This is a genomic window from Chromatiales bacterium 21-64-14, from assembly GCA_002255365.1.
In the GTDB taxonomy this organism is placed as follows: Bacteria; Pseudomonadota; Gammaproteobacteria; order 21-64-14; family 21-64-14; genus 21-64-14.
Window position 1 is genome coordinate 40560 of sequence record NCBI01000008.1, and the last position, 24586, is coordinate 65145.

General features: G+C 65.9%; 21 protein-coding genes and 1 pseudogene. 7 read left to right on the forward strand and 15 right to left on the reverse strand.

Features of this window, described 5'->3' with window-relative positions; genetic code table 11:
* Positions 1–577 precede the first annotated feature (577 nt).
* From B7Z66_06315 to B7Z66_06325, 3 genes are read left to right on the forward strand one after another with little or no spacing between them, the layout of a single operon-like run.
* A complete protein-coding gene (locus B7Z66_06315) occupies positions 578–1411 on the forward strand; it encodes a hypothetical protein (GenBank protein ID OYV77046.1) in 834 nt (277 codons plus the stop codon).
* A gap of 51 nt (positions 1412–1462) precedes the next feature.
* Positions 1463–2299, forward strand: coding sequence for a hypothetical protein (locus tag B7Z66_06320; protein OYV77014.1), 837 nt, complete (start codon positions 1463–1465; stop codon positions 2297–2299).
* Positions 2300–2313: 14 nt separating this feature from the next.
* A complete protein-coding gene (locus tag B7Z66_06325) occupies positions 2314–3495 on the forward strand; it encodes a hypothetical protein (GenBank protein ID OYV77015.1) in 1182 nt (393 codons plus the stop codon).
* A gap of 73 nt (positions 3496–3568) precedes the next feature.
* On the opposite strand, the gene B7Z66_06330 is transcribed toward B7Z66_06325, so the two are convergent.
* The 4 genes from B7Z66_06330 to B7Z66_06345 all read right to left on the reverse strand — a co-directional run bounded on the left by B7Z66_06330 (position 3569) and on the right by B7Z66_06345 (position 7640).
* A complete protein-coding gene (locus B7Z66_06330; protein OYV77047.1) occupies positions 3569–4714 on the reverse strand; it encodes a DNA polymerase IV in 1146 nt (381 codons plus the stop codon).
* Between the two features lie 67 nt (positions 4715–4781).
* Positions 4782–5474 (reverse strand): hypothetical protein, encoded by a 693-nt coding sequence (locus tag B7Z66_06335; GenBank protein OYV77016.1) that lies wholly within the window; start codon positions 5472–5474, stop codon positions 4782–4784.
* Between the two features lie 146 nt (positions 5475–5620).
* Positions 5621–7159, reverse strand: a complete 1539-nt coding sequence (locus B7Z66_06340) for a lytic transglycosylase F (protein ID OYV77017.1) — start codon at positions 7157–7159, stop codon at positions 5621–5623.
* Between the two features lie 274 nt (positions 7160–7433).
* On the reverse strand, positions 7434–7640 hold the full coding sequence (locus B7Z66_06345; GenBank protein OYV77018.1) for a hypothetical protein: 207 nt from the start codon (positions 7638–7640) through the stop codon (positions 7434–7436).
* A 400-nt stretch (positions 7641–8040) separates the two neighbouring features.
* Here B7Z66_06345 and B7Z66_06350 point away from each other — a divergent pair, with 400 nt between their 5' ends.
* Positions 8041–8517 (forward strand): hypothetical protein, encoded by a 477-nt coding sequence (locus B7Z66_06350; protein OYV77048.1) that lies wholly within the window; start codon positions 8041–8043, stop codon positions 8515–8517.
* 8 nt (positions 8518–8525) lie between these two features.
* Here the strand turns inward: B7Z66_06350 and B7Z66_06355 are convergent, their stop codons facing one another.
* Complete coding sequence (locus B7Z66_06355) at positions 8526–9455, reverse strand: hypothetical protein (GenBank protein ID OYV77019.1); 930 nt, start codon at positions 9453–9455, stop codon at positions 8526–8528.
* Between the two features lie 57 nt (positions 9456–9512).
* Positions 9513–10097: a LemA family protein gene (locus B7Z66_06360; protein OYV77020.1), complete on the reverse strand. Its 585-nt coding sequence runs from the start codon at positions 10095–10097 to the stop codon at positions 9513–9515.
* A gap of 150 nt (positions 10098–10247) precedes the next feature.
* Between B7Z66_06360 and B7Z66_06365 the strand changes: the two genes are divergently transcribed.
* Positions 10248–11540 (forward strand): hypothetical protein, encoded by a 1293-nt coding sequence (locus tag B7Z66_06365; protein OYV77021.1) that lies wholly within the window; start codon positions 10248–10250, stop codon positions 11538–11540.
* A gap of 1007 nt (positions 11541–12547) precedes the next feature.
* Here the strand turns inward: B7Z66_06365 and B7Z66_06370 are convergent.
* From B7Z66_06370 to B7Z66_06410, 9 genes and pseudogenes are all read right to left on the reverse strand, one after another.
* Complete coding sequence (locus B7Z66_06370; GenBank protein ID OYV77022.1) at positions 12548–12985, reverse strand: hypothetical protein; 438 nt, start codon at positions 12983–12985, stop codon at positions 12548–12550.
* Between the two features lie 79 nt (positions 12986–13064).
* Positions 13065–13481, reverse strand: a pseudogene (locus B7Z66_06375) (hypothetical protein).
* A 445-nt stretch (positions 13482–13926) separates the two neighbouring features.
* The gene (locus B7Z66_06380) at positions 13927–14688 is read right to left on the reverse strand and encodes a hypothetical protein (GenBank protein ID OYV77023.1); all 762 of its coding nucleotides are present in this window, start codon (positions 14686–14688) and stop codon (positions 13927–13929) included.
* Positions 14689–14690: 2 nt separating this feature from the next.
* Positions 14691–15983 (reverse strand): hypothetical protein, encoded by a 1293-nt coding sequence (locus tag B7Z66_06385; protein OYV77024.1) that lies wholly within the window; start codon positions 15981–15983, stop codon positions 14691–14693.
* The gene (locus B7Z66_06390) at positions 15980–17155 is read right to left on the reverse strand and encodes a hypothetical protein (protein ID OYV77025.1); all 1176 of its coding nucleotides are present in this window, start codon (positions 17153–17155) and stop codon (positions 15980–15982) included. Before B7Z66_06390 ends, B7Z66_06385 begins: the two co-directional genes overlap by 4 nt.
* Positions 17152–18858: a hypothetical protein gene (locus B7Z66_06395; protein ID OYV77026.1), complete on the reverse strand. Its 1707-nt coding sequence runs from the start codon at positions 18856–18858 to the stop codon at positions 17152–17154. Before B7Z66_06395 ends, B7Z66_06390 begins: the two co-directional genes overlap by 4 nt.
* Positions 18858–21317, reverse strand: coding sequence for a copper-translocating P-type ATPase (locus B7Z66_06400; GenBank protein ID OYV77027.1), 2460 nt, complete (start codon positions 21315–21317; stop codon positions 18858–18860). Before B7Z66_06400 ends, B7Z66_06395 begins: the two co-directional genes overlap by 1 nt.
* Before the next feature lie 64 nt (positions 21318–21381).
* Positions 21382–22044 (reverse strand): hypothetical protein, encoded by a 663-nt coding sequence (locus tag B7Z66_06405; protein ID OYV77028.1) that lies wholly within the window; start codon positions 22042–22044, stop codon positions 21382–21384.
* Positions 22045–22056: 12 nt separating this feature from the next.
* Positions 22057–22275: a cation transporter gene (locus B7Z66_06410; GenBank protein OYV77029.1), complete on the reverse strand. Its 219-nt coding sequence runs from the start codon at positions 22273–22275 to the stop codon at positions 22057–22059.
* Positions 22276–22818: 543 nt separating this feature from the next.
* Between B7Z66_06410 and B7Z66_06415 the strand changes: the two genes are divergently transcribed.
* Together B7Z66_06415 and B7Z66_06420 are read left to right on the forward strand one after the other, a co-directional pair.
* Complete coding sequence (locus tag B7Z66_06415; protein ID OYV77049.1) at positions 22819–23730, forward strand: hypothetical protein; 912 nt, start codon at positions 22819–22821, stop codon at positions 23728–23730.
* A gap of 175 nt (positions 23731–23905) precedes the next feature.
* Complete coding sequence (locus B7Z66_06420) at positions 23906–24535, forward strand: hypothetical protein (protein OYV77030.1); 630 nt, start codon at positions 23906–23908, stop codon at positions 24533–24535.
* Positions 24536–24586 lie beyond the last annotated feature (51 nt).

A 24586-nucleotide genomic window follows, 5' to 3' on the forward strand; every position in this document is an offset into this window, starting at 1 on the left:
CGGCCATGCGGGCGTCGCAGCGGGCCTATGTGCTGGCCCGCATTTCCCCCGCTGATAACGGGCCGTTCCGGCGGTGGACTGAGGATCACGCGGTGGAATCCGTCCAGACCACTGTGGGCACCTCACGCCAGTGGCGCGTAGCGCGGCCGGTCGCAGTGCTGGTGGGTTCGCGTTTGCCCTGCGCTCCAACCACAACCACCGCTATGGGGTGCGCTCCACGGCGGCGCGATCCTGGCCGCGAACCTCACCATCCTCCGCGACCCGGCACGCACATGCGGGCGAGGCGACGGTCTTCAGGGGCTGCAGGCCGTTGGTTTCGGTAGCCGTGATTTCAACATGGCATCGCCAACCCAGGGCGCGCGCCGCGTCTCCCGGCGTCGGATGGACAACCTTCATATCGACGGCCCTGGATCGCGTGCGGCCCCGCGACTTGCGTTGGCCGCGCTGTTCTGTAAGGCTAGAGTTCGGCGCGCCGGATTGCCGCCACGGTCCGACGGGATGGCGATGGCGCCCGGTGGTCCGCCGGGATCTGGCTCTTTACACCCACGATATCCCAGCAGGGGCCTCCCGCAATTCGATGCGTAGCTTGGATGCACATGTTCCCGATGGCGTTACGCCGGAATTGACGCGGATCGTCGCCCTGGTGCGGGAAGGCGCGCGCCGGGAACTGTTACCGCGCTTCGGCTCCATTGCGAGCGTGCGTAAGGCGGACGGCAGCGTAGTGACCGAGGCGGACCGGGCGATCCAGTCCTGGATCGAGGGCGAGCTGGTACGGCGTTGGCCGGCGATTCCGGTGTTGGCGGAAGAAATGGGCCCGGCTCGGCAACGCGCCGTGCTGGCCGGCGGCCACGCCGCCCTCTGGTGTATGGATCCCCTCGACGGTACCAGCAACTTTGCTGCTGGGACCCCCTTCTTCTGCGTTTCCCTGGCCTTGATCGAAGGCAACCGGGTGACCCGGGCCGTGGTGTATGATCCAGTAAGGGATGAGTGCTTCGCCGCCGCGGCCGGGCACGGGGCTTGGTGCAACGGTGCCGACCTCGCCCCCGGAAGCGCCGCGCCGGAACTCGCCGAGTGCATTGCAGGCGTGGATTTCAAGCGGCTGGCGTCGCCCCTGGCGTCGCGACTTGCCGCGGATCCGCCCTTCCGGTCCCAGCGCAACTTCGGAGCGGCGGCGCTGGACTGGTGCTGGGTGGCGATGGGGCGCTATGGGGTGTACCTGCATGGCGGCCAGCAATTGTGGGATTTTGCGGCCGGGAGCCTGATCCTTGCAGAAGCGGGCGGTGGCTCCTGTACCCTGGATGGCGCGACGGTATTCCGCCCGGAGTTGGGGGCGCGCTCGGTGGTGGCGGCGCGGGACGCGTGCTTACTGCGCGAGTGGCGCGCCTGGCTGGGGGTCCCGGGCGACCCCTGAGGAGACCGTGCCCGCAACTCTTATCGACCACGGTGGTTGCGGAGGGACGATATGGATACCGGTGTGGCGGCGAAATTGCGCAGGCTCATGGCCAATCCCGACCAGGGGTCCATGTTGGCCCGGGGCGCGCTGGAGATCGCGCGTCTCGAGTACCCGGACCTGGAACTCGACGGTTACCTGCGTCGCCTGGACGAATACGCGCAGCGGGCTCGCATCGCCGCCGGCGAGAACGCGACCCTGACGGACCGGGTGCTGATACTGAACCGGGTACTGTTCCAGGAAGAAGGCTACGCCGGTAATCTGCAGGAGTACTACGACCCGCGCAACAGCTTCCTCAACGAGGTGATGGATCGCAAGCTGGGGTTGCCCATCACGCTGTCCATCGTCTATCTCGAGGTTGGCCAGCGTTTGGCGCTGCCGGTGCATGGCGTATCGTTCCCGGGCCATTTTTTGGTCAAGATCCCGGTCCAAGGCGGCGCCCTGGTACTGGATCCCTTCGATTCCGGGCGATCCCTGGACGAGGATGATCTGGAGGAGCAATTGGATCAGGTGTACGGCGAAGAGCCCGCGCCGCCCGTGACCCACCTGCTGGACGCCGCGGGGCCGAGGGAAATCCTGGTACGCATCCTGCGTAACCTCAAGGGGCTCTACCTGCAACGCAACCAGTTGGAGAAGGGGCTGGCGGTGATGAACTGCGTGCTTGCGGTGGCGCCGGACTTGGCGTCGGAGTTGCGGGACCGCGGCAAGGTGCTGGAGCGCCTGGAGTGTCTGCGCCCGGCCCTGGAGGATTACCATCGCTATCTTGAGCTGGTCCCCGACGCCCCGGATTCCGACGCAGTGCGCCAGGACATGATTCGCCTCCAGCACGACGCCATGCGTATCCACTGAGTCGCGCGCACGCCATGTCGGTTTCCAACGAGGGGTTGCTTCTGGATTTGCTGTCCACCCCCACCGCGCCGTTCCGCGAGGATCAGGTCGTAGTGGTGGCGCAGCGTTGGCTGGAGCGGGCCGGGATCGCCCATTTCACCGATCCCGCCGGCAACTTGGTAGTGGGCGCGGCATCCCCACGCGCATACCGGGCACTGATCGCGGCGCGCAGTACCGAGCCCGTGCGTCTGTTTGTCGCGCATATGGACCACCCAGGGTTTCACGGCCAACGCTGGCGTGCCGACGGATGCCTGGAGGTGGTTTGGCACGGAGGCTCGCCGGTCCGCCACCTGCGTGGTGCCCGGGTGTGGATCGCCGGTCCTGAGGGTAATGTGGCGGAAGGACGTCTGGTGGCCACCACCCTGCACGTGTCGGGCCGGTTCATGGCGGCCGGGGAGGTGCGGATTACCGCATGGCGGCACGACGGCCGGCGCCCGGCGGCACGGCGTCTGTTTGGCGGCTTTGCCTTCCGCGCCCCGGTATGGCGGGCCGGTGGTCGGATCTATACCAAGGCCGCCGACGATCTGGTGGGGGTGTTCGCGGTGTTGTCCACCGCCAAGCGTGTTCTGCGTCAAGGCGCGGTGCCTTTTCTCGGGCTTCTGACCCGCGGGGAAGAGGTGGGTTTCGTAGGCGCGGTGCGGCACTTCGAGCTGGGGTGGCTGCGCAACCCGCATCGCCCGTTGGTATGTGTGAGCCTGGAGACCTCCCGCACCTTGCCGGGGGCGCGCATCGGTTCTGGGCCGGTGGTGCGGTTGGGGGACCGGCGCACCGTGTTCGACCCCAATGCCCTGCGGGTGCTCGCTGGCGTGGCGGAGCGCACCCTGCCCGGGCGCCATCAGCGGCGTATCATGGACGGCGGGGCGTGCGAGGCGACGGCGGCCACGGCTTGGGGCGTGCCCGCCGTGGGCATCTCCGTGCCGCTGGGGAATTATCACAACCAGGGTTTCGAAGGTGGGCCGGACTGCCGCGGCGTAGAGGGCCCTGCGCCGGAGTTCGTTCATCAGGACGACATCACCGGGCTGCTGACGCTATGCCGCGGTTTGATGACCCGGGGACTGGCGTGGGCGTCGCCCTGGGACCGGGATCGCGCCCGCTTGTCGCGTAACGCCGCGCGCTACCGGACGCTGCTGCCCGCCGCTGCCGCGGGGCGGCGCTAGCCCGCATTTCCCACAGTGCTCTGACCCGGCTGCAACGCCCGGAGCATCAACAAGCACCATTCGGATCAGCGCCTCAATCCGCCCCGTCGAAAGGACCGCCGCGCCGCAATGCATCCGCACCGAAGCGCTCCTGGATCCGATCCGCCACCGCGTCCAGGCGACTGTGACGTGCCTGCACGGCGTCATGAAACAGCTCACCCTGGGCGGCGTCGCGCGGTTCCAGGGCGCTGACGCCCATCCCCAGCAGGCGTATCGGCGGGCACCGCTCCGGGAGGCGCTGCGTCAGCAGGCCGCGCGCGGCGTCCCACAGTTCCTGGGTGATGTCGGTCGGCCGCGCCAGGCTATGGGCGCGGGTGAGGGTGCGGAAGTCCGCGAACCGCACCTTGATCTGGACGGTGCGCCCGCGCAGGCCACAGCGGCGCAGGCGTTGACCCACCTGCTCGGTAAGAGATTGCAGCCAAGCCCGCAGCACCTGGGGATCATCCACGTCCACCGCGAAGGTGGTCTCGTGGGACACGGACCGGGCGTCGCGTTCCGGCACGACCGCCCGCGGGTCGATCCCCTGGGCAAGCCGCCAGAGGTGTTCCGCCGCGTTCCCGAACTGCCGCCGCAGCCGGTCCAAGGGCCGGCGCCGCAGGTCTCCGATGGTGTAGATCCCGTGTTCCTCGAAGCGGCGTCCGGCAACCTTGCCCACGCCCCACAGGCGTCCCACGGGCAGTGGGTCCAGGAACGCCTGTACCTCACCGGGATGCACGACCACCAGGGCATCGGGTTTCTTCAGATCGCTGGCCACCTTGGCCACGAATTTGTTGGGGGCCACGCCTACCGAAGCCACCAGCTGCACTTCCCGGGCGAGGTCGTCCTTGATGCGCCGTGCCACCTCCGGGGCAGGGCCGAACAGGCGCTCGCATCCGCTGAGATCAAGGAACGCCTCGTCCAGGGACAGAGGCTCCACCAACGGGGTGTAGCGATAGAAGACGTTGCGGATCTGTCGCGCGACTTCCGCGTAATGGTCCAGGCGCACCGGTAACAGCACCGCGTGTGGGCACAGGTGCAAGGCGGTTGCCGTGGGCATTGCGCTGTGCACCCCGAAACGGCGTGCCGCGTAGTTGGCCGCTGCTACCACCCCGCGGCCCTCCGGCGTGCCCCCCACGATTACCGGCCGACCCACCAGTCCCGGCCGGTCGCGTTCCTCCACGGAGGCATAGAAGGCGTCCATGTCTACATGGAGGATGGCCGGCGGCCGTTGCTGGCCGCTGGCTGACGCGGAATCGGGGATCACCGCGTCACGACGTCGGCAAGTACTGCTGCGCCATCCGATTCAACGCTTCCCGATATTGATCGAACAATAGGGCGAGGCGCAGGAATACCTCACCGAGCCGGTATTCCCGGGCCAGCGGGTGGGATGCCGCCCGCTCGAAGTAGACGCGGCCGAAGTCCAGATAGTAGGCCGTGTCTACCGGGCGGCGTTTGAACCGGTGCCGGTGCTCGATCCAACGCGGGAACACCCCGGTCAGATACAGCGCGTAGTTGCCGATATGGGCGTAGATCAGAAACTGGCGCCGCGGCTCGGCGCGCGCCGCCTCATCGATCATCCCTACCAGGTACTCGTGGTGCCGTGGGTCGTGGGCCTGGATCCGATGCACGCGGTCGTTGTTTACGAACAGGCTCAGCAGGTTCGCGATATAGTGAATGACACGCCGGTCCACCGGGCTGCGTTGACGGCCGAGCACTTGGCGCAATAGCACGTTGAACAGCAGGAAGGGAGAGATGTCCAACAGCAGCTCGCGGGATTCCAGGATCTCCCGGGATACGAACTCGCTGTCCAGCATGGACTCCAGGGTCGTGGGGAACTCCCCGATCAATACGGCGATTTCCTCGTAGCTGTGGCCGGGTTCCGGGAAGTGTTCCAGCAGGAAACGCAGGTCGCGGTGTTGAAGGGTGTGGACATCAGTAACGGCGAAGTCGGGGTGCGTCATGTTCAACCCTCGCTGCACGTACCAAGCCCGTTGGATATAGCCGCCCGGTGGTCTTGCTTCAGCCGCGCGGCCCCGGCGGCGGTCTGCCCAGTGGCGCATGCGGCTTGACCATACCCACCGTGGGCGTGTTCCAGGCGGCGTCCGGTCTACATCCCTAGAATAGAATTTCCCCGGTCCAGATGCCAGGAGCCGGCCAAGCCGGGGGCGGGGGGCTGTACCCGGGCTCCCGCCCGCCGCAACTCCAGGGTGCGCGCCAGGATGTTCTCGTAATCCCGGATCCGGTTTACGTACTGGACCGGCTCGTTGCCGCGGGCGTAGCCGTGGGGCAGGGTCCGGTAGTAGCGCTGACGCGCCAGCAGGGGCAGCACTTGGCTCAGGCCGCTCCACCGGTTCGCCGGGTGTCCGAGCCGGCGTGCCAGCGCGCGCGCGTCCTGAATGTGGCCGAATCCAATGTTGTAGGCCGCGAGGGCGAACCAGGTGCGGTCCGGTTCGCGGATGTTCTTCGGCAGGCGCGCGCGCAGTTCGGCCAGATAACGGGCGCCGCCGCGGATGCTTTGCTGCGGGTTGAGCCGGTTGGTAACACCCACCGCGCGCGCGGTGTGGCGGGTCAGCATCATCATGCCCCGAACCCCGGTGGGGCTGATGGCGCGTGCGTTCCAACGCGACTCCTGATAGGACTGGACGGCGAGCAGCACCCAATTCAACCGAGTGCTCCGCGCGGCCTGCTGGAACAGGCCGCGGAAGCGGGGAAGGCGGCTATGGATGCGGCGCAGAAACGTCCGGGTGCCCACATAGTCGAATAGCTTGACGTATCCGTAGTACTTGTTCATGACCGGGCGTAGCGCGCCGCTGCTCTGGTATCCGGAAAACCACTTGGTCACCGCCGTTTGCAAGCCGCGGGCGTCCCGCGGCAGGGCCCAGGCCAGGTCCTGGGGCTTGCTGAGGTCAAAGGCGACTACCAGCTCCGGAAAGTAGCGACGGTTGATGGCGACGATATTGGAGTCGGCCACGGTACAGGGCAGTTTGCGCTGCCAGACCTGTTCCAGCAGATCTTCGCTGCTCAGTTCCAGGTCGGTGTGCCAGTGTAGCTTGGGGTATGTGCGTTGCAGGGTCGCGAGACGTTCCACGTAGCTGCTGTCCGCCGCCACCGTCAACGGCACCTCGGTGAGGTCCGTGACGGAGGTCGGGTGTGCACCGCCGCGGCGGCAGACCACCTGCTGGCGCACGGTCTGGTAGGTGGGCCCGAACCGGAAGTCGTCGTGGCGTTGGCGGGTGCGGGTAAGCCCCGCTGCCGCGAGGTCGCCGCGGCCGTCCCGCAGGGCCTGGAGTACTTCCGCAGTGCTGTCCAGCACCACGAACTTCGCCTTTACTCCTAGATATCGCGCGAAGGCGCGGGCCATGTCGTACTCGGGCCCGGTAGGCGTGTCGTGTGCATCGTAATAGGTGGTGGGGGCGTTGCGGGTGAGGACGATGAGTTCCCCCCGTGCCTGGATCGCCTGGGGGGAATGGGCCGAGTGGTCGGTGCTGCAGGCAGTAAGGCCTGCAATCGTGGCGGCCCAGCCCACGAGTGTGAGATACCGGAGGGCGCGGCACGCGGCGGTGCGTGGCTCCGCGGGGGGTTCCAGGGGCACATAGGACGCGCTGGCCAGTGTCCACCTCCCCGACGTGACGGGACTCGGGGGCATGATAACAAAGGCCGCCGGGACGTGGGCCTGCGTCCCGGCGGTGTGGCGTTTATTCGGCCAGCGGTCGACTGCTCGCGACCTGCGATGGCACGTCCTCGCGCAGATCGCTGCCCGCCGGGTCTGTGAGGGTCGCCAGGAATCCCATCAGATCCGCCATCTGCCGGTCGCTGAGGTCGCTGGGAACATGGTTTGGGCCACCAGCACGTTGGTCAGCCCCGGAGGAGATCGCTGCCCGCCGGGCTGCGGAAACCCGTGGGCTGGGAGCGGTCCACCGCTACGCGACCATCCAGGAACGTACTGCGGAACTCGCTGGCCCCGAGGTTGAGGACCGGCGAGGCATTGCGCGGTACCCGCACGTGGATGGCGTTCGCGCCCCTGCCCGTATCGCGGGTGACCCCGAGCCCCGGCTGCCTTCCCCCACCGGCAGGGACCACCCGTCGCCGGTGTCGGTTAGCGCGTGATGGCAGCTCGCGCAGGATATGTTGCCGTTTCCACTGGGGAGTTTGTCAAAAAAAGAGTCACTTTATGTCCGATTTATCCCCAGGCGCGGCTACGCGGGGTTCGGATTGAGCCACGGATGCACCGCGCCGATGGTCCGACATGCTGCGGGCCCGGTATGGGCTATTGTCGCAACCGGCTCGGAGATCCATGATGGGTCAGCGTCAACGCGGTGTTATACACGGCCGGGGTCGTGGGCCAGGACCGACGGGAGGTGTTTGCGGATGGTGGCCGTGCCCAGCTTTGCGTCGGTGGTGAGCGCGTGGATCCCGCGCGGGACCACGGTGCGCCGGCGGCGGATGGCCGCGGCTATCCTCGTGGCGATGGTTTTCCCCGCCGCCGGTGTAGCCGGGGGCCGGGATACCGACACCGGAGGGCGGCCGATGGGCCTGCGCATCGTCTCTACAGCATTTGCGTCGGGAGGCGCGATCCCCGCCCGCTACACCTGTGACGGTGCGGACATCTCGCCGGAACTCGCCTGGTCGGGGGTGCCCAAGGGCGCCAAGAGCCTGGTGCTAGTCGTGGACGACCCGGACGCACCGGACCCAAGCGCGCCGCGCATGATCTGGGTCCATTGGGTCCTGTACAACCTGCCACCCGGCAGCCGCGGGCTGGCCGCGGCGATCACGCCCGATGCACTTCCACCCGGAACGCTACCGGGGACCAACGACTGGAAGCGTGCCGGCTACGGCGGGCCGTGCCCGCCGGTGGGGCGCCACCGCTATTTTTACAAACTCTACGCCCTGGACGTGGTCCTGCCGGACCTGCACCAGCCCACCAAGGCACAGCTCGAAGCCGCTATGCACCGCCACATCCTGGCCCAGGCGGAACTTCTCGGGACCTACCAGCGCGAGCGCTGACCCCCGATTCAGGACAGCCGGGCGCCGAGCGCCCACAGCAGGCCCGCGACGCAGAGGCCGAATCCCGCCAGCGCGAGTTGCGAACGCACGCGGTAACGGTGTGCCGCGGCCCGTTCCGTGCCCGCCACCAGCAGGTAGGGCTGGCGCGCAACCGGCGGCCGCACCAGGGTGTTGGTCTCGGGTTCCGCGGCGCGTTCGGCCCGTTCCTTCATCACCTGTTGCAACGCCGCCTCCCGCACCCGCGCCCATTCCTCGACATCGATCTGCCCGTCGGCGTTGCGGTCGAAGCGCGTGAGCAGCGCGGCGCGGTCGCCTTTCCACTGGCGCAGCAGCGCCGCGACGTCCGCGTCGAGGCTGTCGTCGGCGTCGCCCACGGTCTTGAACCAGCCCAGGGCGCACAGGGGTCCGGGCATGAGCCGTTCCTCCGTGTAGCGGTATTCGGCGAACGACGGCCGGCCCCCGGAGTGGGTGCCGAGTACCAGCGCGGGTGCGTCGGATCCGCCATACCACACGCGCCGCAGGCTCGGTATCACCTCGGCACGGTCCGGGTCCACGATGCACGCGCCCGTGCTGTCCTCAAGCCTGAACAACCCGTCGCTGACGCCTTTCTGCACGGTGTGCCACCAGCCGCGTCCGCGCAGGTCGGTGATACTTCGGCGGCGTTCGATCCGGTAGCGGTACCACAGGCAGGCGATCCCGCTCAGCGGCGCGACGATGGGCAGGCCCCCCATGAGCGCCCCATGGCCTTCCAGTTCCACGTAACCCTGAGCCGCTGAGCGTAGGCGGGAGGTGGGCGTGTCCTCAATGATCCGGGAGCGGCGCAGGGCGCGCCAGATTTCGTAGAATGCAGTGCCAGCGAGCGCCAGCAACACCGTGAGTAGCAGCGCGAACGCCCCGGTGGACAGGCCGCGGCACCAAAGGGTGATGGATTCCAGCATGACCGGGTGGTGGTGGCGATCGGGTTCGGTGCGGTTCGCCGTGCCGTGCAGGCGTGCTCAGGTGGCGAACAGCGCGCCCATGTCCACGTCCGCCCGCTCCTGTGCACTGAATTCCAGCAGATGGAAGGGTTCGAAGCCGTAGCGGCGGGCGATGATCACATCGGGGAACTGCTCGATGCGGATGTTGTTCAGATTTACACTCTCATTGTAGTACTCGCGGCGATCCGCGATGGTGCTTTCGAGCGATGTGATGCGGTCCTGCAGGTGCACAAAAGTGGTATTGGCTTTCAGGTCTGGATAGTTTTCCACTACTGCGTACAGGCTGCCCAGCCCGGAGCGCAGTTGTGCCTCCGCCGGCCCCAGGGCGCGGACATCGTGCTGTTCCCGCGCGTTGGCCACCCGGGCCCGGGCATCCATGACCCGTTCCAGGGTTTCCTGCTCGTAGCCCATGTACTGCTTGCAGACGGCCACCAGCTTGGGCAGCTCGTCGTGGCGTTGGGTTAGGAGCACGTCTATATTGGACCAGGCCTTGGAAACGCAATGTTTCAGGGATACCAGCCGGTTGTAGAGCACCACGGCATAGACTGCCACGGTGATGGTTCCCAGGCCTAGGGTGGCCCCGATCACGGTAGATGTGTCCATCGCCTCCCCCGAATTTTCCCGGTCGCCGGGTCCCAGGCCCCCGCACCGTCTCTGCACAGCCCATAGCGACATTTCCCCGGGCCCGCTTTAGGGCCGTCCGCAACGCGGGCGATACGGTCTGGAGGGATGCTATAGTGGCCGCCAGATCCAGTGGAGTCGGAGGTGTACAGCGTGAAGACCGGTAACCGTGCCAACCACCTGCGGACCGCCGCCGTCGGCCTGTTATGGTTGCTCAGCGGCGTCGTGGCCGGGGTGGTGGTGGATCGACAGATCCTCGCCGGCGTGGTGCCGCCAGATCGGATCCCTGCCACCGCCGTGCCGGATTTCCGGCTCATCGACCAGGCCTGGAATCTGATCGACGCGCACTACGTGGACCGCTCCGCCGTGAATCCCCGCAAGATGACCTACGGAGCCATTAGTGGGATGGTGGATGCACTGGGGGACACCGGCCACAGCACCTTTCTGACTCCGGAGATGGTGTCCGAGGCGCGTGACGCGGTGCAGGGTCATTTCCCCGGCATCGGTGCCGAGGTGCGGATGCAGGACAAGCGGGTGATCATCGTCACCCCCCTGGACGGTTCGCCGGCCCAGAAGGCCGGGCTCAAACCCGGGGATATCATCTTCAAGGTGGATGGCAAGGACACAGCCGGGGAATCCCTGGAGCAGGTGGTGCGCCGGATCCGTGGACCGGCGGGCAGTACCGTGATCCTGTCGATCCGTGATCCCAAGACCTACAAGGCCCGTGAGGTCCACGTGGTGCGTGCCGAAATCAAGCTGCGCAGCGTCACTTGGCACATGCTTCCCGGCACCCGGGTCGCGGACGTGCGCATCGCCTCCTTCAGTGAGGGGACATCCCGGGCACTGGAGAGCGCCATGGACCAGGCCCGTTCCCAAGGTGCCGCTGGGGTAATTCTGGATCTGCGCAACAACCCCGGAGGCCTGCTGTCCCAGGCCATAGGCGTGGCCAGTCAGTTTCTTCCGGACGGCAATAATGTATTGCTGGAGAAGAACGTGGAAGGGAAGCTGCGCCGCGTGCCGGTACGCAGTTCCGGGCCGAAATATGCCATGCCCATGGTAGTACTGATCAACGCCGGCACCGCCAGCGCCTCGGAGATCGTGGCCGGCGCACTGAAGGATGCCCACCGCGCGACGCTGCTGGGGGAAAAGACCTTCGGTACGGGCACCGTGCTGCAGGAATTCCCCCTTTCCGACGGCTCGGCCTTGATGCTCGCCGTGGAAGAGTGGTTGACCCCCAGTGGCAAGACCATCTGGCACCGGGGAATCAAACCCGATACCACGGTGAGTCTGGCGGAGAACGTGCTGCCGCTGCGTCCCCAGGAGGAGAAATCCATGACCGCGGCTCAGCTGCGCGCCAGCAAGGACAAGCAGTTGATGGATGCGTTGAAAAAGGTGGAGGCGGAAGTCCGGCAGCAAGGGATATAAAGGAGCGCGGCCCGACAGACTGTTCCCCGGGTTTCAGCCCGGGAGTAGTCCGTCGGGGGGGCTGGCGCGATGCGTGGTCCGGGCGTCGGAGTGCGCCGGGGGGTAAATCCGGGAGAGACCATCCCCTGTGGGCGTTACGCCGGCCAGCGGCGGCCCATCGGTAAGCGGAGTCAGCCGGCCTGTCGGGTCCGGCTGGCGAAACCCGGTCCGGCCTACTTCGGAACCGGTTCAGCAGACGGGCGTGGAGCCCGCAGCCTCTTTTTCTGCAATTCCTGGATCCGCTGCTGTTCCCTGAACTCACGTCGAACGCTGAACAGGGTGTATGCCTTGGTCAGTTCCCTTTTAAAAAAGCGCATTGGCGATCCCTCCTCGGCCACCACGCACAGCGACACCTTATACAAAACCCTGCGGAAAGCAAGTTCTGTGACGTGGTTCACACTTTGCCCCGGGCCTACTCCACGCCCTCAGGCAAGCGGATTTCCGTTCCTCGGACAGGTGGTATCCGCGCAGTCCGCACGCCGGAAACCCGCACAGGCTAGGTGTCATTGCGTACTTGCCATGACTCGTTAGAACGGTAGACAAGGCAGGAGTTCCAGCGCTTGGTTCCCCGCACCCCACAGGGACTGGAACGGCCCACGAACCGCGCCCCAGGGGAATATGGTCGGTAGGGATAACCGGTCCAGTTTTCATCGGCCGCGGCGCGGTTTTGTCACCGACACAAATACACCGGGCCTGGCCCGCTGCCGAACCTGACCGGGCCGGAGTGCTTGCCAGGGGAGGCCTCCCCGGGTCATTGTGACGCCGTGGTGCGGCGAGAAGTTAGCCCTTAACGCCCATGTTTTCGTCGCATACCGCCAACGATGCGCATCGCCGATTGAAAAGCCTTCGTCGCGTGTTCATGCCCATCGCTACCAGACGATCATTCAGACCCGATGTTAGGGCCCGAGCGGGTCAACCGGGTCCGCCTAGGCCCAAGGCTGGGGCGTCATCGGTAATGACCGCGGCCACTAACCGAGTACTGGTTTGCGCTGTACGGTGAGTGCGAGCCACAACGCGGTGGTATAACCCCAGACCAGATTCAAGGCCAGGATCAGCAGAGGTGTCATCGTACCCAGCTCAAGACCCCAATAGCCCTTTTTCAGCTTCAACGGAAAGACGATCAGAAGCTGCACTGCACAGGGGATCAGGCTCAAGAACGTCGCACGGATATAAAGAGGCTGGAGCCGGAACAGCGGCAACAGAAACAGCAGTCCCCAAATCCCACCCCAGACGACCCGTAAATAGAGCCACCCCGGGGTGAACGCCGGTGTCAGGGAAATCCCCAGCAGCGTGTTGACCCCGGTTACGCCGAAGAACCACGCGGCGAAACTGTTGGCGGCGCCGCCGATACCCCCAGCGGCGAAATACAGGCTGGCACGCGTCAGAAAATCAGGTTCCTGTGTCATGACCTTTCCCCTCGGCGCTGGTTGGGTTTCTCGATGGGCGCCTCTTGGCGAGCCCGCTTCGGATATGAGTCCAGGTCAACAGCGTGTCCTCCTCCTTTAACAGAAATAGTGTCACGCAGGCGGCGAGCATCGGCCAGGACGCGAAATAGAGGAGATTCTTATCGTGGAACGGTGTCAGGTAGGCGTGGTATGCCGATGCCGTAGAAATCAGATGCAGTACCAGAACGACCCCGTAACTGAACAGTTTCAGTACACCGAATAGAAAAAGCACGATCACCACCAATTCCAGGGCGCCAATCACCGGCGTCCAGGCAGCGCCGAATTGCGGCAGAAAATCCTTGTGACGCATCGGCCGGACAAACTTGTCCAGCGTCCACAGGAAGAAGACGATAAAGACGCCCAGGCGTAGCAGCAACAGGGCGGCGGCCACCTTCCGGCCGTCGCATTCCTGGAAGCGGGATCGCCCCGGCCGGCGCGGGTTTTCGGAGTCGGCCATGACCGTAGTCGTGCCCCGGGGTGGAGTGCGGTATTGAATAGGGTGTTGGATGAACAGTGCTAAGACGTAGGCCGTAACGCGGATATTCCCGTACCCACTACGGAACGCTGAGCGCAGCGGCCTTGAGAGTGCTCACCACGGTGTGGGCAGCCCTCATACGCCTTAACGCCACACGTAGCCGACAAAAAAACAGTAAACATGAATCTGTACCCATTCGCCACGACAAACGCTTAGTAGCGACCAGTCGCTGTGCGATGCCGTCCGCGTCTAGGTTGATTTCTACAACCGCGTGCAACTACATTCATTGCTGGGATATCGGTCACCATTGGAGTTCGAGCGGATGCGCAGCTACCCGCCGGATGTCCACTTCGTCGAAGGAACCCGCATCTACGAACTGATAGCACTATGCCGCCCTCTGGAGCGGCCGTTCTTTCGCTCCTGGCTTTTAAGGCCCGCCCCGTTCCCCGCCGCCGGGCGGGCGACGATGGTCTACAACATCCGCTGGATGGTCTCCGGACTCGGCGATTCGCCCGTCCGCGAACTGAATCACGCGGTCGACTTCCCCGATCAGGCGATGGTCATGGGTAACGACGAGAACGGCGGTATTGTTCTCGTCGGAGACCCGTCGAAGCAACCGCATGACGTTCAGGGCCCGGTCGGTGTCGAGGCTTGCAGTCGGTTCGTCGGCCAGTATGATCTTCGGGTTGTTGGCCAGCGCCCTGGCCACCGCGACGCGCTGCTGCTCGCCGCCGGAAAGCTGATTCGGGTATAGCGAGGTTCGGTCGGCAACTTCGAGATAGCTAAGCAACTCGCGTGCCCGTGCTTCCGCCGGTTTGCCGCCCACTCCCGCCAGGTTCAGCGGTAATAGGACGTTCTCCTTGGCGGTCAGGAACGGAATCAGATTGGGGGCCTGGAAGATAAAGCCGATCTTTTCGCGCCGGAGGCGCGCCAAGTCGGGGGGACGCCCACCATAGATATCTTCGTTTTCGATCAACAGTTGTCCACCGGTCGGAGGGGTTACCAGCCCTAGAATAGTGAGCAGAGTGGTCTTTCCTGAACCGCTCGGGCCCATAATTGCGAACAACTCACCAGGCCGCACGTCAAGATCAATTCCCCTGAGAGCTTCGACCCGGGTGCGGCCCTGCCCATAGACCTTGGTGAGCCCTTTGACTTGAATCGCATGGCTGGTTTTTTCGGGCTGGGTCATGCTCAACCGACTCCGAGTACGCTGCGAGGGTCCACGCGCATCGCCTTGCGAACTGCGAGCACGCTCGCCAGGATTGCCACGAGTGTCATGGCGACGAGCATCTGCGCAATGTCGCCGGGGGTCGCAACGACGCGGCGCGGAAAATACGGTTCAATAAGCAGTTCCAGTGCACTCCCCACCAGGGTGCCGACAATCCCCATGAAAAGCGCTTCCTGGAGTATCATCCGGTACACCACCGCGCCGGGTGCGCCGAGTAGCTTGAGCATGGCGATCTCGTGCAGTTTATCCAGAGTGAAGTTATAGATGATTAGACCGATCACGAGCCCCGCGATCAGAACCAGGATGTCGCGGAACAACGCCAGCTGGAACAGAATCAACCGGTTCGATCCCATGAGCTGCATATTGACGGCTTGGGCGGCCGTATAGACCTGTAGGTGCTGCCAGCGGCGGATGCGTTTCGCCACGGCGCGAGCGGATACGCCGGGCTGCACTTTGACCGCGATCGCGTTGATGAACCGTGTGTTTCCCGCCAGTTTAACCGCCTTGGCCGCCAATGGCCTGGCTAGTCGCGGTCGAGTGGCCGAGAGCCCAAAAAAATCTTGCTCCACATGGGATCGGACGCTGCGAAAGAGATCGGGGTCGAGCTGAAAAATGATATTCTGCGCATCCAGCAGGGTGGTGTAGATCACCGGGTCGGCGGTAAAGGCAACCACGTTCTTCGTTAGACCGACCACCGTGTAGTCAAAGTTTCCTAGGCGAAGGTGTTGCCCGACGTGAAATCCGGTCTTAACGTCGGCCACGATTTCATAGTGGCTCGCCTCGATTCCACGCCCGGCTACGATGACAGGCGGCCCGCCGATTCTTCCGGGCTCGTAGCCGATGACGACGAACCGCTGGACCTTGGGGATCGCCATCCACCCGGGTTTTACCATCGTGGCGGTGTTCAGCAGTGTGTTCATATACATGAACTTCATCAGTCGCGTGGGATGTGGCATGACCGCAACGTGTTCCCACGCGGTTACGATCGGGCTCGCCTGGGCGACGCCGGGCATCGCGGCAATGGAGTGATAGATGTATTCAGGGAGCCGGGAGATCTCCACGAAGGGCCCCAGGGTCCGTTTCTGAACCACCCAGAGATTGGCCCCCGTTTTATCGATAATCGTTGCGGAGTCGAGAATAACCCCACGGATGATTCCACCGATTGCAACGACTACCATGATCAGCAATGACACGCCGATAGTGGAGCTGTAAAACTTCAGGCCATGGTAACGGACGTCCTTGATCGCGAGGTTCATGAATTCGATCCCGCCGCCTTCGACATGCTGCGGAGGAAAGGACGCACGGTTTCCCCCGGCCTCAGCCCCGCCGGGTGCAGTGCCACCCGTTCGTTCGGTTGGAGCCGACCTGCGATGGCGACCATGGGGTTCCGTGGACTGCGAGCCAGGACCGTAACTTGCTGCCTGCGGATCTTGTGGTTCGGGCCGACGCTCAGTACGAAGACGTGGTTTCCTATGGTGAGCAGCGCGGTGTCCGGGACCACCAGCGCATCTTTCGCCTCCCCAACCTTGATATAGACGTTGGCCCATTGTCCGAGTTGGAACCGGTCGGAGGGAATCCGGAAGGTGACCTCCGCGACCATTTCCTCGGTGGCTTGGTCGGCCTGCGGATCGATCCGCAGGACACGGCCTGCAAGAGGCGCGTTTTCACGCCCGCGAAGGATGACGGTCGCCGGCTGGTCCGGCCGGATCTTTCCGGTGAAGTTTTGATCGATGAAGGTATCGACGTAGATCAGGTTGGTGTCGGCGACCAAGAACATCGGCTGCCCCGGGACCACGGATACGCCTGGAACGGACCATCGCCGGATCACGAGTCCGCCGAACAGCGCGGGAATTCGCGTCAACGAGAGTTGGTATTCGACATCTCGCAACTCGGCCGCGGCGGCCCGTACCACGCTCCGCGCCACGGCATAGCGCGCGCGGTATCGCTGATATTCCTCAATGCCCACGGCCCCGGAGGGCTGGAGCCGCTTCTCGCGCAGCCATTCGCGCTTGCGCTCCCCGGCCTTCGCCCTGTCGGCCGCGAGTCGCGCGCGCGCGGCATCTACTTTGTGGCGAAGACCGGTTTGATCGAGGATGGCGATCACTTGGCCGCGGCGAACGCTATCGCCTTGGTCGACAAAGACCCGTTCGACCCGGCCCGTGATCTTCGAGCTGATGTTCGCGAGCACATCGGCGGTCACGGTGCCGGTGCCCTCGACTTCGGCGGCCACGGTTCCGCGGGTCACCTTCGCAACCGGGACGGCCGGCGGCCGCAGGACCGTAAAGCGAAGCACCACCGCCAGCACTACCAGGATGAGCAGCATCAAGGTGACGCGTCGGATCGATGGCCGTATCTTGGCATCTGTTCGGTCGGTCGATTGCGGTCCCGCTCGGAGGCGTGTAAAGAGAGATTTCATGGTGGTTGTCACCGATTCATGGATTCATGACGATATTCCGGCCCGGGGGTCGCACTGTATGACCGGTTGCCGTTTCCGGTCGCTCCAGACGGAACCGAACATTCGGTGCACCGCGTCGGGTTGACCCATCCCCCGCCACCCAGGGCCACGAATAGCTGGGCACTGTCCAGATACCGGTTACCTTTGGCCTGGATGTAGCGAAGGCGTGCTTCCTGGTAGCGGCGCTCGGCGGCGAGCAATCGGAGCCGGCTGGTTTTCCCTGCTCGGTAGCGAAGCCGTTGAAGGGACAGGGTCGAGCGGGAGGCGTCAAGCGCGTGGCGCGCGGCATTGACCAGTTCGGCGTCATGCCCGAGCGCGCGCAGGACATCTGCGACCTGTTGGAAGGACACCAGTACCGTCTGGCGGTAGATCGCCAACGTGGCGTGGAATTGGGCGACTGCCGCGCGTTTTTGCGCCCGCAATGAGCCACCATGGAAAATGGGTGCGGTGAGCCCCGATGCCAGGGTCCATACCAGGTTGGCGCCTTCCCCAAGGGAAGTGGCCGCGAGGGCGGCAGTACCGAACGAGGCGGAGAGCCTGAAGTCCGGGTACATCCTGGCATCGGCCACGCCGACGGCGGCGCTGGAGGCGTGGAGGCGGGCCTGCGCCGCGAGAATGTCGGGGCGATGGCGGACCAATGCCGATGGCAGGCTGACGGGCAGCTTGGTCGGAAGGGTGAAATCCGCCAATGTAAGCGCAGGCGGCGTCCACTGCGCGGGGAGTTCCCCGACTAGCGTTGCGAGGGCGTCCTCGGCAGCGGCCAACCGTTGTCGGAGGGGTGGCAATAGGGCGCGGTCGTTGGAAAGTTGGAATTCAGCGGCCAACGGATGGGTTCGGGCCACCTTGCCCACGGCGAATTTCTCGCGCACGAGGGCAAGGGTGTTCCGATCGGCGGCGACGAGGGCCTCGGCCGCGTGGATCTGCGACCGCAGCGAGGCGGCCGTGATCGCCGCGGTGACGGCATTTCCGGAAACCGCCAGCTGCGCGGCCGCGAGCTGATAGACTCGAGTTTCCGCCTGCGCCGCGCGCTTTTCCACCTGCCGCGCGGTAAGACCAAAGACATCGGGATCGAAGCTCGCGATGGTCCCGACCGAATAGAGGTTGAAAGTGGGGAGATTGTGGTTGGGCCGGATCCCGAGCGCGATCGGCGGCCCCTTCAGGCGCTCGGCGGAGGCGCCGGCATCAATCTGCGGGTAATAGGCACCACGTGCCTGGGCCACCAGCTGTTGGGCCTGGGCAAGCCTTGCTTTGGCCGCGCTGATGGTGGGGCTTGCGGAGAGCGCCTGCCGCACGACGGTGTCCAACGCCGGTGATCGGAACAGCCGCCACCACGCGGCCGGGATCGCCTGGCCGGTCAACAGGCGCTGTGAAGGCTCGGACGCGCCCGGTACCAGGTTCGGGGCGGTCCCCTCTGCGGTGTAGGTCGTTACATTCGGTGGCGCGGGACGGACAAAACTCGGTCCGACCGCGCATCCGCCGATCAGTGCGACCAGCACGCCGAGGGCCACGGCGCGGCCGCGGTGCCGGTCCCCTGTCGGTGAAGGACACGCACGCCCGTCCGTCATGATGCCGCTGCGCCTATCGCAGGGGGGGCAATACTGGGGAACGCGAATCCGGAGCGGATGGGTCAGGAACCGCGTCGGTGCGTCGGGTCCAGGAGAACGATTGACGTCCATCAGATCGGTGTCTCCGTTCCCTGAGCCGGCGCTTGTCCGACACCCCCCACGGCGCCGAAGAACAGCGCGGAACGTCCCGACAGCGAGTTAATGAAGATGGCAGTGACGCTGGTGGCCATGGCGACCATGGCCCACACCGGGTTGATCAGGCCGGTGGCGGCGAGCGGGATGCCGATGCCGTTGAACAGGAACGCGAGCGTAATGTTCTGCAGCAACTTGCGGTAGGAGCGGCGGCTGATCTCGTAGGCTGCCCGCACGCCATCGAGGCGGCGATTGAGCAGAATGACGTCGGCGGCGTCGATGGCGATGTCGGTACCGCTGCCCATGGCGATGCCGACGTCGGCCTGCATCAGCGCGGGGGCGTCGTTGATGCCGTCTCCGATCATCGCCACGCGGCCGCGTCCCCGCTCTTTGTTCTGGATCCGGCGGATGGTGTCCGCCTTGGACTGCGGCAGTACCCCGGCGTATACCTCGTCGATACCGGCCTGCGCCGCCATGCGGCGTGCCGCCCGTTCGTTGTCGCCGGTCAGCAGTGCGACGCGCATCCCGAGGCCCCGCAGCCGGCGGACGGTCGCGGCAGCATCGGCACGCAGCGCGTCCCCCAGCGCCACGATGCCCAACAGCTTACCGGTGCGGGCGAGGGCGATGACGGTGCGGCCCGCTTCTTCCAGACGTGCGACGGCGTCGCTCAACGGGGTAAGATCCACGCCGCGCCCGGTCAGGAACGTCGGGCTGCCGACCAGGATTTCATCGCCGCCCACCGTCGCGATGACCCCTTTGCCCGCCACGGCATCGAAGCGTTCCACTTCGGGAAGCGCGAGCCCGGCGTCGAAGGCCGCTTCGACCACGGCCTGTCCCAGTGGATGCTCGGACTGGGCCTCGACGGCCGCGGCGATCCCGAGCAGCGTATCCGAGTCGACGCCGTGGGTCTCGATCTCGTGCACCGCGGGCCGGCCCTCGGTCAGCGTGCCGGTCTTGTCGAAGACTACGGTTTTCACCAGGCGCAGGGCCTGGAACGACTCGCCGGTGCGCATCAGAACGCCGCGTTCGGCCGCCTCACCGGCGCCGCGTACGATGGACAGCGGCGCGGAGATGCCCACCGCGCATGGGTAGCCCATCACCAGGACCGAGAGTCCGGCGAACACCGCGCGTTGAAGGTCGAGTCCGTGTCCGGCCAGCATCGGGCCGACCAGCCAAGCGGCGAAGGCGGTGGCGGCGATCCCGAGTACCGTGGGGGTGTAGGCGCGCAGTACGCGGTCGACCACGTGCAGCAGGCCCGGTTTGAGCGCGCGCGCATCCTCGACGCTGCGGATCACGCGCTGCAGAAAACTTTCTTCACCGATCGCGGTCACCTGCACCAGCAGCGTCCCGGACCCGTTGACGGCGCCGCCCGCGACCTGTGAGCCGACGGCCTTGTCCACCGGCAGCGGCTCGCCGGTGATCAGCGACTCGTCTACCACCGAATGACCCTCGACTACCTCTCCGTCGACGGGGATGCGCTCGCCGGGACGGATACGCACGTGGTCGCGGGTCTGCACGTCCTTGATCGGAACCCGCTGCTCACGTCCGTCGCGCAACACACGCGCCGTGTCCGGCTGCAGGTCGAGGAGCTTTTTGACCGCCTGGGAGCTGCGGGTCTTGACGATCAGCGACAGCCATTCGGAGAAGATGTGGTAGGTCAGGACCATCACCGCCACCGCGAAGAACGGGGCGGTGGGGTAGTGCGGTCGGCCGGTCGCGAGGCCGATGACGCCGCCGGTGACGGCGGCGAACGCGCCGATCTCGACCAGGACGTGTTGATTGAGGATTCCGCGGCGCAGCGCCTGTACGGCCATGCGCAGGATATGCGGACCGATACCGAAGATCAGCGCCAATGCCAGGGCGCCGGTGAGCCACGGGACCGCGTCCGCGAGCGGCCCCGCCACACGCAGCGCGAACAGAATGCCCCCGCCGCCGGCGAGCGCCAGTGCCCCGGCGGCCGCGCGCGCGGCCCCGCGGTGGTACAGGACCGCGAAGGTGAAGGCGATCAGGCTCAGGAACACGAACCCCGATAGCGCTAGGGCCCAGGGGTTCGTCGGACTGGCGATGAGGCCGATCGCTGCCAGGCTCGCGGCCAGCGCCGTCAGAAATCGATTGCGCTCCCGTACCAGCGCCCGCTCCTGGACCTCGAACGGTTCCACTTTGCGCGGGTCGGAAAGCGTGTAGCCGATGTCGGTGAGGGTACCCATGAGCGTGTCGGCCGAGGTCACGGTCGGGTCAAACTCGACCAGCGCCTGTTCATGGGTCAGGCTGACCGACACCTTGTGCACGCCCGGCCGGCGGCCGAGCGCCTGTTCGATGGTCCCGGTGCACAGCGAGCAGTGCAGGCCGCCGATGTGCGCGCGCACACGCCGCAGCGTCGGGCTCGCAGTGGCTTCCTCACTCCAAAGTTCGGATACCGCAGTTGCGTTGGCGTTCATGATGCACCTCTGGAAGAATCAGGTAATCGCGCCGCCCGCTCACTGCCCGGCGCGGTGGCGTCCGTCACCCGGGCGGACGCAGATGGGCGAACAGGCCGAGACCGATCGACCACAGCCCCAGCACCGCCAGCACGGCACCGGTCCAACGCGGCAACCGTACCGACAGGCCCGCCAGCCAGTCGAGCGCCGGTCGCGCTCGGTCCCATAACACCGCCAGCACGAGTGGTGCCGACAGGGACAGACCGAACACCGACAGCAGGATGAATCCGGTCAGCGGCGAATCGCCGGCGGCCGCCTGCGTGGTGCTGATCCCGAGCAGTACGAAAATCAACGGAACCGCACAGGCCGGCACATTCAATCCGAACAGGAGTCCGAGCAGGACCGAGCCGCGTGCCCCGGTCTGACGCGACATCAGCGCGCCGAAGCGCATCTTCAGCCAGCGTTCCCGGCGTGTCAGATAGAGGAGCCCGAGGAGCAGATAGGCGGAGCCCAGCGCGACCCACAGCACGCGCTGCAATCCGAAGAAACGCGTGCCGATCAGTGCCGCGGCCCCGCCCAGCAGCCCGATGAGCAGCGCGCGGGTCGCGGTGAAGGTCAGTATCTGCGCAATCCGGCTGCGCATCGGGCGCTGCTCGAGATATTTGACCAGCACCAGATTCGTCCCCATGGAGCAGGGTTCGATAAATCCCAGGAGTCCCAGGCCGATCGCCAGCGGTAGCATGTCCATGGCCGGTTGCGCTCACTGACTGCGGTCAGTGATCCGGTAGCCCGCCTGCTCGATGGAACTCGCCAGCCGTTCTTCGTCGATGCGTGCCGGATCGAACAGCACGCGCGCGGTGCCGTCCGTGAACGAGACCGAGCAGGTCCGCACGCCGTCGTTTCGTTCCAGCATGGTTTGGACGATCTGCGCACAGCCAGCGCAGCGCATTCCACGGATTTTGAACGTAGCGGTCTTCATCGGGGGTAGCCTCCTGCCCCTGCCGGGGCTGTCCTGCGCCCGCGCTGCCATCCCGTTCGGGGACGGTTGGTGCGGGTCCGCCGCGCGCGATCTTTTACGAGCGACTGAAGCGATGCTATCCCTGGAGTCGCCTCCAGGCGCAAGCGATTTTTTGAGGGACCTGGTTAGCCGGTAAGGCGACCCGCGCTTCCCTTCGGCGTCCGGAGCCACTGGGGTGCCGGGCCGGGGCCGGGACGCGGCTTGCTCCTGGAGTGCACTCAAAGGATAGAGTGCAATTCGAAATCCCCTCGCGGACCTGGTTTCGGGGACGCGGGGATCCCAGGGTGCGAATGGCTGCGTGCGACGAGCAGGAGGGCTTGCGATGCAACTCGGTTCTCACGATTTACCCGCGTATCGGCATTGGAACGGCAGCTGGGGATCATCAGAGGAACCGGAGCGGCGGTGGTCCCGGGGCGAGGGGCACCAGTCCTCCGGGCGGCACGCGTGAGCCGCGCCGCCCGGATCGGCTGGGGGCTCGTTGCGACGCTGGTCGTTCTGGGCGCGATGATCAAACTGGCTTGGTTTCCCGCCCGGGTCGAACCGCCCTATCGTCTGGTGCAGACCTGGGGTGGGGAGGGCACGGCGCCCGGGCGGTTTCGCAACCCGATCGGGATCGCCTACGGCAGCGGCCGAGTCTACGTGGCCGACTCCCTGAACCATCGGATCCAGGTTTTCACCCCGGACGGACGTTTCGTGCGCGCGATCTCGGTGCCGGATCAGGGCCGGCCGATGAACATTGCGGTGCATGACGGAAAGGTCTACGCGGCGGACTACTGGAACGACGATGTCCTCGTCTTCGGTCGCGACGGTACGCTGGAGCGCACCTTCGGTACTCCGGGTACGGCCGGATCGGCTCCGGGACGGTTCAATTCCCCGGCCGGCGTCGCAGTGGGGCCCAAGGGTAACGTCTACGTTGCCGGGTTTTACAACCAGCGCGTGCAGGAGCTGGCCCCCGACGGGCAGTTCATCCGCCAGTGGGGCCATACGGGCAGGAAGGGCTACGTCGAGTCCGGCTGGTTCAACTACCCGCTCGATGTCGCGGTCGCAGCGGACGGCACCCTGTTCGTCGCGGACGGCTACAACGACCGTATCCAGGCGTTCGGTCCCGACGGGCGCGTCCTGCGCAAGTGGGGCGGACCGTTCGCGGCCAACATCCGCGGCCCGTTCAACGGCTGGTTCCGTACCCCGACGGGCGTTGCGATCGGTCCCCACGGTAACGTCTTCGTCGCCGATCAGGAGAACGACCGCATCCAGAAATTCACGTCGCAGGGCCGTTTCCTGACCGCCTTTGGCACCGTAAACCGCGGTCCCGGCTATACCGAGACCGCCGTCGCCGTCGCTCCCGACGGCACGGTCTATACCACAAATCTGATCGGGAACCGTGTGGAACGCTGGCAGCCGGCAGGGCTCAGGTAGGACGCAGCAGGCGCAGCGCAGTACGCCGTATGCAACGGTCCGGTTCACACCCTCCAACCGCGGGCACGCGCAACTCGTGGAGGAACGAACCGCGCGTCGCAATGTGTTGCGCCCGACGTGGGCTACGCAGGGAAGTCGGGTCCGATCAGCGTCGGGGACGAGACAGCCCCTGCGTATGGCTCCGCTCCGGGGTCGCCGAAACCAAGACCGCGCGCGTTTGCCGGGGTCCGGGTACGGCCCCGCACGACCCATTCCCCCGCCGGGTTTTGTGCCAGAATGGGAGGTGACCGGTCCGCAGTGCGGACGGCGCGATGGAGTGCGGGTCATGGCGTACGTGAACGCGGCGCCGGGGGCCACCCTGGCCCGGGCATGGCAGCGGCTGCATCCCCTGCCGGGCGGGCGCTGGCTGTTCAGCCGCCTCCTGGCCCGGGTCAATCCCTACACCGGGAGCATCGGGGCCCGGGTGCTGGAGCTGCGGCCCGGCTATGCGCGCGTCGCGCTGCGGGACCGGCGCCGCGTGCGTAATCACCTGGACTCGGTCCACGCCATCGCCTTGGCCAACCTGGGGGAACTGACGAGCGGGCTCGCCATGCTCGGGGGCTTGGCACCGGGGGTGCGGGGTATCGTCACCGCCTTGTCCATCGAGTACGTGAAGAAGGCGCGCGGCACTCTGGTGGCCGAGTGCCGCTGCGCGCCGCCCGCCGTGGACGCCGACACCGACTACTTGGTGGAGACGGAAATCCGCGACGGTGCCGGTGAGCTGGTGGCGCGGACCAGCGCGCGCTGGCGGCTCAGCCCCAGGTGAACCACACCCTGTCCCCGGGTCTGGACACCCCCTTCACCCGCCACGCGGGGG